The organism is Pseudoalteromonas sp. BMB, assembly GCF_001709235.1.
Classification (GTDB): domain Bacteria; phylum Pseudomonadota; class Gammaproteobacteria; order Enterobacterales; family Alteromonadaceae; genus Pseudoalteromonas; species Pseudoalteromonas maricaloris.
The window spans coordinates 175,074-187,449 of sequence record NZ_MBQA01000193.1; the positions used below are offsets into that span (position 1 = coordinate 175,074).

At 42.8% G+C, this 12,376-nt stretch carries 11 protein-coding genes; 2 read left to right on the forward strand and 9 right to left on the reverse strand.

The window, feature by feature from the left end:
• Positions 1–219: 219 nt before the first annotated feature.
• From hflD to cspD, 5 genes are all read right to left on the reverse strand, one after another.
• Entirely contained in the window at positions 220–822 is a 603-nt protein-coding gene (hflD, locus tag BB427_RS18725) for a high frequency lysogenization protein HflD (protein WP_069022480.1), read from the reverse strand.
• Complete coding sequence (gene mnmA, locus BB427_RS18730) at positions 822–1,922, reverse strand: tRNA 2-thiouridine(34) synthase MnmA (protein WP_010379287.1); 1,101 nt, start codon at positions 1,920–1,922, stop codon at positions 822–824. The genes hflD and mnmA overlap by 1 nt, the downstream gene beginning before the upstream one ends.
• Before the next feature lie 114 nt (positions 1,923–2,036).
• Positions 2,037–2,705: a pseudouridine synthase gene (locus tag BB427_RS18735; protein WP_069022482.1), complete on the reverse strand. Its 669-nt coding sequence runs from the start codon at positions 2,703–2,705 to the stop codon at positions 2,037–2,039.
• A gap of 111 nt (positions 2,706–2,816) precedes the next feature.
• Positions 2,817–5,036, reverse strand: coding sequence for an NADP-dependent isocitrate dehydrogenase (locus tag BB427_RS18740; RefSeq protein WP_069022484.1), 2,220 nt, complete (start codon positions 5,034–5,036; stop codon positions 2,817–2,819).
• A 492-nt stretch (positions 5,037–5,528) separates the two neighbouring features.
• On the reverse strand, positions 5,529–5,747 hold the full coding sequence (gene cspD / locus BB427_RS18745) for a cold shock domain-containing protein CspD (protein WP_010379294.1): 219 nt from the start codon (positions 5,745–5,747) through the stop codon (positions 5,529–5,531).
• Positions 5,748–5,946: 199 nt separating this feature from the next.
• On the opposite strand from cspD, the gene clpS reads away from it, so the two are divergent.
• The gene (clpS, locus tag BB427_RS18750) at positions 5,947–6,264 is read left to right on the forward strand and encodes an ATP-dependent Clp protease adapter ClpS (protein WP_010379297.1); all 318 of its coding nucleotides are present in this window, start codon (positions 5,947–5,949) and stop codon (positions 6,262–6,264) included.
• A 28-nt stretch (positions 6,265–6,292) separates the two neighbouring features.
• Positions 6,293–8,557, forward strand: coding sequence for an ATP-dependent Clp protease ATP-binding subunit ClpA (clpA, locus tag BB427_RS18755; protein ID WP_017219467.1), 2,265 nt, complete (start codon positions 6,293–6,295; stop codon positions 8,555–8,557).
• A gap of 748 nt (positions 8,558–9,305) precedes the next feature.
• On the opposite strand, the gene infA is transcribed toward clpA, so the two are convergent.
• From infA to trxB, 4 genes are all read right to left on the reverse strand, one after another.
• A complete protein-coding gene (infA, locus tag BB427_RS18760; protein WP_058029687.1) occupies positions 9,306–9,524 on the reverse strand; it encodes a translation initiation factor IF-1 in 219 nt (72 codons plus the stop codon).
• Between the two features lie 302 nt (positions 9,525–9,826).
• Positions 9,827–10,558 carry an arginyltransferase gene (locus tag BB427_RS18765; RefSeq protein WP_069022486.1) on the reverse strand — a complete coding sequence of 244 codons (732 nt, stop codon included), beginning with the start codon at positions 10,556–10,558 and terminating at the stop codon, positions 9,827–9,829.
• Entirely contained in the window at positions 10,551–11,267 is a 717-nt protein-coding gene (gene aat / locus BB427_RS18770) for a leucyl/phenylalanyl-tRNA--protein transferase (RefSeq protein WP_045961784.1), read from the reverse strand. The genes BB427_RS18765 and aat overlap by 8 nt, the downstream gene beginning before the upstream one ends.
• 89 nt (positions 11,268–11,356) lie before the next feature.
• Positions 11,357–12,310, reverse strand: a complete 954-nt coding sequence (trxB, locus tag BB427_RS18775; RefSeq protein WP_010372447.1) for a thioredoxin-disulfide reductase — start codon at positions 12,308–12,310, stop codon at positions 11,357–11,359.
• Between the last annotated feature and the right edge of the window lie 66 nt (positions 12,311–12,376).

Consider the following 12,376-nt stretch of genomic DNA (forward strand, 5'->3'; position numbering starts at 1 on the left):
TACGAATTTTATACCAACTTGATTAATTAAGTGGTCTACTTTGAGGCGATAAAATCTAGTCGATAACACCGCTTCCGCATCCTGCTCACGCCAAGGTACCTACATCCATATAGGCAAGGCGAAGATTTTGCTATTTAGTTGTTCTAAATAAGAAATTCTTAGCCCTGTTAGCGTCAGATTTGCTCCTTCAAATTGAGCAAGTATTAAGACAAATTGGTATTACATATAACTTTTTGCAGCAGTAATGATTTTCTTTTTCGCAAAAAAGAAATGACGACGTTTACCGCCGAGCTGGCGCCACAATACTGCACTACGGATCCCCGCAAGTAATAGCGCCCGAATTTTTTGTTGTGTTGCTGTTTGTTTTAATAACTCAGGCTTACCGAATACTTGGATCTTAGGGCCAAGAGGGCTTATTACTTGACCGTAAATGTCGGCAAGTGCGGCAACAACTTGGCTTTCACAGATATCAAAGTGTAATAACTGGCGCTCAATTTGCTGAATTTTTTGTGCTAACAAATCAAGAGATTTGCTATCGTTACTTAGCACTCGCTCTAATTGCATCATCGCGCCAACATATTTAACCATTTCAACGTCTTTTTCGCCGCCAGCCGAAAGCTGCTCAATTAGCGTTCGACAGCCTGTTTTGATGGCAAATTTGTCTGGGTAAACGTCCTCTGGGCGTTCAGGAGAAGTATTAATAATGCTTTTTAAAAAGCCCTCAACTTCATTTTCATTGAAGGTGCCGTAACGCGCACATTTTTGTACCAGTTTACTGATCTGACACATTGCCGCCAGAGGCATTACGTATTGGTTTTGCATTATTTAATCACCGACTCAATAATACCGCCGCCAAGGCACACGTCATTTGCGTAGAATACCGCAGATTGTCCGGGAGTTACGGCTTTTTGTGGCTCATCGAATAGCACACGTGCCATACCATCTTGGCCAACTAATAACGTACAAGGAATGTCGGTTTGGCGATAACGTGTTTTTACCGTACAGCGAGTTGTACCTTGCGGACCTACGCGGTCGACCCAATGTAGTTGATTTGCGTTTAAACCGTTGCTGAACAGGCGAGGGTGGTTTTTACCTTGACCAACAACCAGTACATTACGTTCGATATCTTTATCGACCACATACCAAGGTTCGCCGTTGCCTTCTTTAGAACCACCAATTAATAGGCCCTTACGTTGACCTAGCGTGTGGTACATCAAGCCTTCATGCTCACCAACATGATTACCTTCACAATCTTCAATCACACCAGGCTGCGCGGGCAAAAATTTGGCAAGGAAGTCTTTAAATTTGCGCTCACCGATAAAACAGATCCCGGTTGAATCTTTTTTATCGTGCGTGATTAAGCCTTGATCTTCTGCAATTTTACGCACTTCTGGCTTTTCAATTTCACCCACAGGGAAGAGTGTTTGCGCAATATGTTCATGGCTTAATGTGTAAAGGAAGTAGCTTTGATCTTTGTTCTCGTCATCTCCACGAAGCATAACGAATTTACCGTCACGCTCCGCGCGACGAACATAGTGGCCAGTTGCGATATAGTCCGCGCCCAACGCTTCTGCTGCAAACTGTAAAAAGGCTTTAAATTTGATTTCTTTGTTGCACATGATGTCTGGGTTTGGTGTACGGCCAGCCTTGTATTCTTCAAGGAAGTGTTCAAACACATTGTCCCAGTATTCAGCAGCAAAGTTCACTGTGTGTAGCTCAATACCCAACTTATCACACACTGCCTGAGCATCTTTTAGATCTTCAGCTGCTGCACAATACTCATCATTGTCATCTTCTTCCCAATTCTTCATAAACAGGCCTTCAACTTGATAGCCTTGTTGTTTTAAAAGGTAGGCAGATACAGAAGAATCTACACCGCCGGACATTCCGACAATGACTTTAATGTGACTATTATCGCTCATAATTTCGCTATTAATCTTAATGCTCAGATAGAAAGCGCTTATTATACTCAAATCTCTTTAAATTGCACGCCCGTGAGGCGTTCAAGCGCAGGAGAAAAGTCCTAGTAGGAAATGCTAAAGCACTCGATATTCACCGTGTTTAAGATCGCCCAGACTATATTTGCCTATTTGTGCGCGAATAAGTCTAAGCGTGGGATGACCAATATGCGCCGTCATACGACGAACTTGTCTATTACGTCCTTCTTTGATGGAAATAGAAAGCCAGGTTGTCGGGATATTTTTGCGTTCTCTAATCGGCGGGTTACGTGGCCAAACATTGGGCTCAGTTATTACTTCTACTTTGGCAGGTAAAGTTGGACCATCTTTTAGTTCTACACCGTCTCTAAGCGCATTTAGGCTTTCGCTACTTGGCTCTCCTTCGACCTGAACCCAGTAGGTTTTATATGTCGATTTTTTAGGAGAAGTCAGGGTGTTTTGTAATTTACCGCAGTTGGTCAGTAGCAATAGCCCCTCACTATCTCTATCCAAGCGGCCTGCAGCATACACATCTTTGATATCAATAAAATCAGCCAATGTTTGACGATTTTGATCATCAGTAAACTGACACAAAACATCAAAAGGCTTATTAAATAGAACGACTTTTACTTGCTCTGGCGGTAGGGCGGGTTTTGACTGCCGGTTAGTTATTGGCTTTTTCCGCGTTGTGGTGTGTCTAGAGAATGCGAGCTTGTTAGCATGTGATTTTCTTTTGTTATTTGTGTTGGCTCTACTACTTGTGTTCATCGCCACATTCCTAAGGTTCACGAAAAATGGCATTTTAGCGTAATTGCTCACGAGTGTCGCCTGAAAGCAAAAAAGCGACCCTTGGGCCGCTTTTTGACTGTTATCCGAAGATTACAGTGACGCTAGTACATCGTTAAATACCGCAGAAGGACGCATAGCTGCAAACGCTTTGTCATCTTCTGGCTGGTAATAACCACCAACATCCATTGCTTGACCTTGTGCTTCATTCAGTGCTGCAACAATATCAGCTTCTTTTGCTGTTAGTTCCGCAGCAACATTTTCAAACTTAGCTTTAAGCTCTGCATCTTTGTCTTGTGCAGCAAGCTCTTGAGCCCAGTACATTGCAAGGTAGAAATGGCTACCACGGTTATCAAGCTCTTTCACTTTACGTGAAGGTGACTTGTTTTCATCTAAGAATTTAGCCGTTGCTGCATCTAATGTATCTGCAAGTACTTGTGCCTTAGCATTACCCGTTGTTTGGCTCAAATGCTCAAAAGAAGCAGCCAGTGCAAGGAATTCGCCTAGCGAGTCCCAACGCAAGTGGTTTTCTTTTTCGAACTGTTGTACGTGTTTTGGCGCAGAACCACCCGCACCAGTTTCGAATAAGCCACCGCCATTCATTAGTGGAACGATAGATAGCATTTTTGCACTGGTACCGAGCTCTAAAATTGGGAATAGGTCAGTTAGATAGTCACGTAATACGTTACCCGTTACTGAAATAGTATCTTCGCCTTTTTTCATGCGCTCTAGTGAGTATAGCGTTGCATCTACTGGTGCTTTGATTAGGATTTCAAGGCCATCAGTGTCATGCTCAGGCAAATATGCGTTTACCTTTTTGATAAGTTCAGCGTCGTGAGCACGGGCTTCGTCTAACCAGAAAACGGCAGGTGTATTCGTTGCGCGAGCACGGTTAACCGCTAGTTTTACCCAGTCTTTGATCGGTGCATCTTTCACCTGACACATACGCCAAATGTCGCCCTCAGCAACGGTATGCTCAAGTAAAGTGTTGCCCGCAGCATCAACAACGCGGATTGTGCCAGCTGATGGCGCTTCAAACGTTTTGTCGTGTGAACCGTACTCTTCCGCTTTTTGTGCCATTAGACCGACGTTAGGAATTGTACCCATAGTACGTGGGTCAAATGCACCATTTTCTTTACAGAAATCGATAGTTGCGCCGTATACACCTGAGTAACAACGATCAGGGATCACAAAAGCCGTATCTTGTTGTTTACCTTCAGCATTCCACATCTGGCCGCTTGAACGAATGGCAGCTGGCATTGATGCATCGATGATCACGTCACTAGGTACATGCAGGTTTGTAATACCACGGTCTGAATCTACCATCGCGATATCAGGTGCTGTCTCGTAAACTGCTGCAAGGTCAGCTTCGATTTCTTTGCGCTTCGCGTCGTCCAACGACTCAATTTTTGAGTACACGTCGCCAACACCGTTGCTTGCATCAACACCGATTTCAGCAAATGTCGCCGCATGCTTTTCGAATACGTCTTTGTAGAATACTTTTACAGCATGACCAAAGATGATTGGATCTGACACCTTCATCATGGTTGCTTTCATGTGTAGCGAGAATAAAACGCCTTTATCTTTTGCTTCTTGTACTTGCGCTGCTAAGAATTCACGTAGTACCTGTACACTCATACGAGAGGCGTCAATGATTTCACCTGCAAGTAGTGGCGTGCTTTGTTTAAGTACGGTGATGTCACCATTGCTCGCTACGTGTTCAATACGAACATCAGTCGCTTCAGCAACCGTTACCGACTGTTCAGAACCGAAGAAGTCACCGTCAGCCATTGATGCAACATAAGACTGAGAGTCTTTAGACCAAGCACCCATTGAATGCGGGTTTTTACGAGCGTAGCCTTTGACTGAAGTTGGAGCACGGCGGTCTGAGTTACCTTCACGAAGTACAGGGTTTACTGCACTGCCTTTGATTTTGTCATAACGTGCTTTAACGTCGGCTTCTTCGTCTGTTTTGGCTTCAGAAGGATACTCTGGAAGCGCGTAACCTTTAGCTTGCAATTCTTTAATCGCCGCACGAAGTTGTGGAATTGAAGCACTGATATTAGGTAACTTGATGATGTTAGCTTCAGGCGTTTTAGCAAGTGCACCTAGCTCAGCGAGTGCATCACCAATACGTTGTTCTTCTTTTAAGTACTCAGGGAAAGTCGCAATAATACGTCCTGCTAGTGAAATATCGCGAGTTTCAACTTCGATATTTGCAGGCTTAGTGAATGCTTGGATGATTGGCAATAGCGAGTATGTTGCGAGAGCCGGGGCTTCATCTGTTTTGGTATAGATAATTTTCGATGTCATCATCATTCCTAGATAGTTGTGGGCTGTTACGCCGTTCAACAATTGCTAATAGGACTAAGCAACGCAATTTTCACACTCAACAACGTGTAGTTGTAGCTGGTTATAAACAGGACCAGTTCACTAAGCGATTAGTGAAAGATGCAAAAAACCTCGACAATCCTCGTTAGAATCTATGTCTAGGTAGCGCAGCATTAGCAAGTTTGTTAGGTATTTATACTTTTGGCTTATCACAATAACTGGTATTCATTCAGCATTGAAATGCATCAAAGTAGCAATATCTAACCAACCTGAAATTGACTTTGCAAGCGTGCTTTAGTCTAACAGTGTTTGCATATGGGGGCTAATTATTAAATTTAAAGTGCAAAAGTGAAAAGTTATAACAAACTTGATAAAGGAAAGGCTGAAAATTTCTTTTAGATTTGGTGGAGCGATTCAAAGAGAGGAATAAGCGAGCACTCATGTAACCCGCTTTAGCCAAAAACTACTTAACACTTATACAACATCTTCCGTAATTGGAGCGATGTTGGTTGCGTGTAGACCCTTAGGTCCTTGTTGTAGCTCGAATGATACATCCTGACCAGCTTTAAGCGTCTTGTATCCATCCATTACAATCGTTGAGTAATGAGCAAAGATATCTTCGTCACTGCCGTCTTCTACGATGAAACCAAACCCTTTGGCGTTATTGAACCATTTGACTTTTCCGCAAGCCATACTTCTACATCCTTCTATAAGTTGACTAAATTAAAGTTAATCTACTCTTTTAATTTTGCTAAACTGCCCATAGATTAGACAGTCATGTAAGACTGTAGTTTATATGAGCAAGCAGTCAAGTTTTTTGCTCTTTTTTTTAACATTTTATTTATTTCTCAAATCTATTTGCTTGAGTATATAAGACAAGACTATATTTATTATGAGTGGGACAAAAGATTCTGGTGTATTGGACGCCGTTCGCGAGGAACAGAAGCAGCAGCTTCAACCGCCGCGAAAATATAAAGTGATTTTGAATAATGATGATTACACGCCCATGGATTTTGTTGTCGAGGTATTGACGACATTCTTCAATATGGATAGCGAGAGAGCAACTGAGGTGATGCTTGAAGTGCATCACAAGGGAAAAGCGGTATGTGGAGTATACCCTGCTGACATAGCCCATACTAAGGCTGAGCAGGTAAACCGATATGCTCGTGACAACGAGCACCCGCTGCTCTGTAGTTGTGAGCAGGAATGACCTATAAATTTCTTGTTGGGGGTTGCCAATGCTAAACAAAGACTTAGAACTTACTCTTAATGCCGCGTTTCGCGAGGCTCGTTCTCGCCGTCACGAATTTATGACGGTTGAGCATTTATTACTTGCATTGATCGATAACCCTTCTGCTAGTGAGGCGCTAGATGCCTGTGGTGTCGATATGGATACCTTGAAGCGCGAGTTATCAGAGTTTATTGATGAAACTACGCCTGTTATTCCTGATTTAGAGGAAGACAGAGAAACACAACCAACACTTGGTTTTCAACGTGTGCTACAACGCGCTGTATTCCATGTTCAATCCTCTGGTCGCTCAGAAGTGACTGGAGTAAATGTACTTGTTGCTATTTTTTCTGAGCAAGAAAGCCAAGCTGTTTATTTACTTAAAAAGGCTGACGTGAGCCGCTTGGATATCGTTAATTTCATTAGTCATGGTATCTCTAAGATTGAAGATGATCACGAGCAAGAAGATCATGAAGAAATGCAAGACGATAGCGGTGAAATGCAACAGGAAGAGAAAACCAAGTTGGAAAATTTCACTTCTAATCTAAATATTCAAGCGGAATCTGGCCGCATTGATCCGCTGGTTGGTCGTGATGAGGAAGTTGAGCGTACGGTTCAGGTACTGTGCCGTCGTAAGAAAAATAACCCATTACTCGTTGGTGAAGCGGGGGTTGGTAAAACCGCGATTGCTGAAGGTTTAGCGTATCGCATAGTCAATAATCAGGTACCCGATGTAATTGCCGATGCAGTGGTTTACTCACTGGATATGGGGGCATTACTTGCGGGTACAAAATATCGCGGTGACTTTGAGAAGCGCTTTAAAGCGCTACTTAAAGAACTTCAATCGAAACCGCATGCGATATTATTTATTGATGAAATCCATACCATTATTGGCGCTGGCGCTGCTTCAGGTGGTGTGATGGATGCGTCTAATCTAATTAAGCCACTATTATCGAGTGGACAGCTTCGCTGTATGGGCTCAACAACATATTCTGAATTCAAGAATATTTTTGAGAAAGACAGAGCGTTGGTGCGCCGCTTCCAAAAAATTGATGTGGTTGAGCCAAGCGTCGAAGATACCACTAAGATTTTACATGGTTTGAAAGAGCGTTATGAAGAGCATCACGGTATTCGTTACACGCAAAAAGCGTTAAAAGCGGCAGCTGAGCTGAGCGCTAAATATATCAATGAGCGCCATTTGCCTGACAAAGCAATCGATGTCATTGATGAAGCGGGTGCCAGTCAAAGGCTACAGCCAACTTCAAGACGGAAGAAAACGATTAATGTGTCGGACATTGAAGCGATTGTGTCTAAAATGGCGCGTATTCCACAGCAAAGCGTGTCATCTAGTGATAAAGAAACACTTAAGAATCTTGATCGTAACTTGAAGATGTTGGTGTTTGGCCAAGATGAGTCGATTGACGCGTTAACATCAGCAATTCGCTTATCACGCTCTGGTCTTGCTAATGAAGACAAGCCTGTAGGTTCATTCTTGTTTGCAGGTCCTACAGGGGTCGGTAAAACCGAAGTAACTAAGCAACTTGCTAAGTGTATGGGCATAGAATTTATTCGCTTCGACATGTCTGAGTACTCTGAGCGCCATGCCGTTAGCCGCCTAATAGGTGCGCCTCCTGGGTATGTTGGCTTTGAGCAGGGGGGCCTGTTGACCGAGGCTGCAATCAAGCATCCTCATGCAGTGGTGTTGCTCGATGAAATAGAGAAAGCGCACCCAGACATCTACAACATTCTATTGCAGGTTATGGATCATGGTACACTAACAGACAACAATGGTCGTAAGGCAGACTTTAGAAACATTGTGTTGGTGATGACAACAAATGCGGGTGTGCAAGAGACTGTTCGTCAATCAATTGGATTCCAGCAGCAAGACTACTCTCATGATGCCATGGTAGAAATCAATAAGGTGTTCACACCAGAGTTTAGAAACCGCTTGGATAACATCATTTGGTTCAACCACCTAGAGAAAGAAGTTATCTTGCAAGTTGTTGATAAATTCATTGTTGAATTGCAAGCGCAGCTTGATAAGAAATCGGTTAATCTGGAACTTACGGCTCAAGCACGAGATTGGCTGGCAGATCTGGGTTACGACAAGGCAATGGGGGCTCGTCCAATGGCGAGGGTTATTCAGGACAACCTGAAAAAGCCACTTGCCAATGAAATCTTGTTTGGTCATTTGTCTGATGGTGGGACAGTGAAAGTTACAGTGAAAGACAACAAGTTGTCCTTTGATTACCAAACGGAAGCGGTGTCAGCATAAAACCTCTGAAGTATTTATAAAAGGCCCAGCGTTGCTGGGCTTTTTGTTATCACTCAGTTTGATGCGGTATTACTGTCTCTCAAACTCAGTGCTAGTCGTTCGTGTATACTAATTGCTTGAATGAACTTGGTATACCTAAGTAACATCAGCATTTTGAAGTCGCTTGGTTATTAACGAGTTTACGGCATCAACTTAGTATAAATCTACACACGCAGAGTAACGAGCACGGAAGACCATGATGCTCCCTTTGAACGTTGGGGTTAGAATAAAAAGTTTCAAACGACAAAAAGCCCAGAATAGCTGGGCTTTTTGTTATCACTCAGTTTGATGCGGTATTACCGTCTGTCAAACTCAGTGTTAGTCGTTCGTGTATACTAATTGCTTGAATGAACTTGGTATACCTAAGTAACATCAGCATTTTGAAGTCGTTTGGGTATCAACGAGTTTACGGCATCAACTTAGTATAAATCTACACACGCAGAGTAACGAGCACGGAAGACCATGATGCTCCCTTTGAACGGTGGGGTTAGAATAAAAAGTTTCAAACGACAAAAAGCCCAGAATAGCTGGGCTTTTTGTTATCACTCAGTTTGATGCGGTATTACTGTCTCTCAAACTCAGTGCTAGTCGTTCGTGTATACTAATTGCTTGAATGAACTTGGTATACCTAAGTAACATCAGTATGTTGAAGTCGCTTGGGTATCAACGAGTTTACGGCATCAACTTAGTATAAATCTACACACGCAGATTAACGAGCACGGAAGACAATACGTCCCTTTGTTAGGTCGTAAGGCGTCATTTCAACAGTAACTTTGTCACCAGTCAAAATACGGATGTAGTTTTTGCGCATTTTTCCAGAAATATGTGCAACAACCACGTGACCATTTTCTAGTTCAACACGGAACATTGTGTTTGGTAGCGTGTCAAGGACCGTGCCTTGCATTTCAATTACGTCTTCTTTCGCCATGTGTAGCGTATCACCTCTTGGTTAAATTAAACGATGCAGATTTTGCCCAAAAGCGGGGAATAAGTAAAGTTACAAGCTGATTTTTTGTTAATTTGGTCATTTATTCAGCCAGTTTTAGCAAAGTTTTTTGCTTCTATTCCTAACGCATTTCAAAATCTGGAGCCTTGTTGATAGGCAAGGGCGACATTCTAGCATAGGAAAGTCTGCTAGTAACGCATGTTTTTTGTCCATGCTATTGGATAATTGTGGTGTAAAAGGAGGTGTATTCCTGCATTTGAGCAAACGTATGCAGGAAAGAGGTACTAAGCACAAGGTTGCGAGGCATCCGGATCAATATCTTGCCAAATATCTTTAACTAGCTTTTGTGCTGGAACAAATTGGGTTTTGTAACGCATTTTCTTGCAGTCGTCGATTTGATAACCCAAGTACAAGTACGGTTTATTCTGTTTCGCTGCCTGTTCGAGCTGAGCCATGATCATGATAGTGCCGATACTTAGTGATTCATACTCAGGATCGAAAAAGGTATAAATAGCAGACAATGAATAAGGCATTGAATCAGTGACGGCTACTGCAATTAACTTATCTTTGTGCCATAGCTCGATAAAGATAATGTTCATCCAACGACAAAATAAGAAGCTTTCGTACTGGAGACGGTTAGGTGGGTACATAGAGCCATCGCTGTGGCGTAGACTGATATATTTTTCGTATAGCGGATAGTATTCAGGACGCTCCTGATGGCTAATAATTAGCTGATAATCTTGCTTTAATTTATTGCGTTTGCGTTTTTGAGATTTACTCGGTTTAAATTCTTGAGCTAATACTCTTACTGATTGACAAGCTGAGCATGCGGGACAGTGTGGACGATAAATCTGGTCTCCACTGCGGCGAAACCCTAATGCTAACAATTGTTCAAATCTATCTGGGCTGTAACAATTTGGGTCTAGAATAACCAGTAACTGTTCCTTCTGCTCAGGTAAATAACTACAACTAAATTGTTGGCTCAGTCCGATTTTAGAAGGAAAGTGTTCATTCATAGATAGCTTTCAACTCCTGAGGCTGCCACATTGATGATGGGATCTCAAATCGATCCGCCAATTTAAGTCTAGTCAAAAACTCGCTCCTTGGTACAACTTTTAATCCCAAACTTGTTAAATAAGGATTTTCGAGTTGGCAATCAATAAAATCTGCCTGATGAGCTTTGAGCCAATTTACCAGAGCCCACATCGCCATTTTGGACGTATTAGGTAAGGTGTGAAACATAGATTCACCACAAAATACACCAGACTGCATGATGCCATAGAGCCCGCCAACGAGTTTGCCTCGATCCCATATCTCCACACTATGTGCTAATCCCTGAATGTGCGCTTGCTGATACGCAGCCAACATCGCATTTGTGATCCAAGTTCCTTCAGCGGCCATTCGTTGATTTCTACAAGCTTCAATCACTTGTGAAAAGGCGGTATTGATAGTGACGGTTGGACTGAGTTTACGTTGGGCTTTTCTTAGTGTTTTACCACAGTGAAAATCTTGAAGCTCCAAAATGCCTCGCTCGCTTGGGCTCCACCACATAATTGGCTCACCTTCATTAAACCAAGGAAAGATCCCATTGGCATACGCGTTTTTCAGGCGTTTTACTTGTAAACAACCACCAATAGCAAGCAGTCCATCTGGTTCAGACAGGGCATAGTGATTTGGTGGAAAACGAAAGTCATCGCGGGCGAGGTGGAACAGTTGTTGGATCATTGAACAAACTACAAGATTGTTATTTATTTCAATATAGCAAATAAAGGCAAGGAGGAAAGAGGGTCAGTCTAGACCGACCCATTTATCTATTATTTTTGGCTATCTAAGAAGCGCTCTGCGTCTAGTGCCGCCATACAGCCTGTGCCAGCGGAGGTAATTGCTTGACGGTAAATGTGGTCAGACACATCACCTGCTGCAAATACACCTTCAACACTAGTCTGTGTTGCGTTACCATTTAAGCCCGACTGTACAACCAAATAACCATCTTTCATCTCTAGCTGGCCCTCAAACATATCTGTGTTTGGTTTGTGACCAATCGCGATGAAAACACCAGCAAGATCAAGTTGCTCTGTCGCTTCTGAATCAGTATCTTTGATACGAATACCAGTAACACCCATATCATCACCTAGCACTTCATCAAGTGTACGATTTAGATGTAATACAACATTACCGTTCTCTGCTTTATCCATTAGGCGATCGGCAAGAATTTTCTCACTACGGAAAGAATCGCGGCGGTGAATAACATGTACTTCTTCAGCGATATTTGATAGGTAAAGTGCTTCTTCAACCGCGGTATTACCACCACCAACAACCGCAACCTTTTGACCACGATAGAAGAATCCATCACAAGTTGCACAAGCAGATACGCCGCGGCCTTGGAACGCTGTTTCAGACTCGAGACCAAGGTATTTTGCTGATGCACCTGTTGCGATGATTAACGCATCACAAGTATAAGTGCCTTGATCGCCAGTGAGTGTGAAAGGGCGCTTCGTCACGTCAACTTTGTTGATGTGGTCGAAAATGATTTCAGTTTCAAAGCGCTCTGCATGCTCTTTCATACGATCCATAAGAGCTGGACCCGTTAAACCATGTGCATCACCAGGCCAGTTCTCGACTTCAGTTGTTGTAGTCAGCTGACCACCTTGCTGCATACCTGTGATTAATACTGGGTTTAAATTTGCTCGTGCTGCGTATACCGCGGCAGTGTAGCCTGCAGGACCCGAACCTAAAATCAACAGTTTGCAGTGTTTTGCATCGCTCATGTAATTTTCCTAACTAAATTCTAAAAAATGCTATTAAGCAAAAGTTTGTTCGATTCTATGTAATTC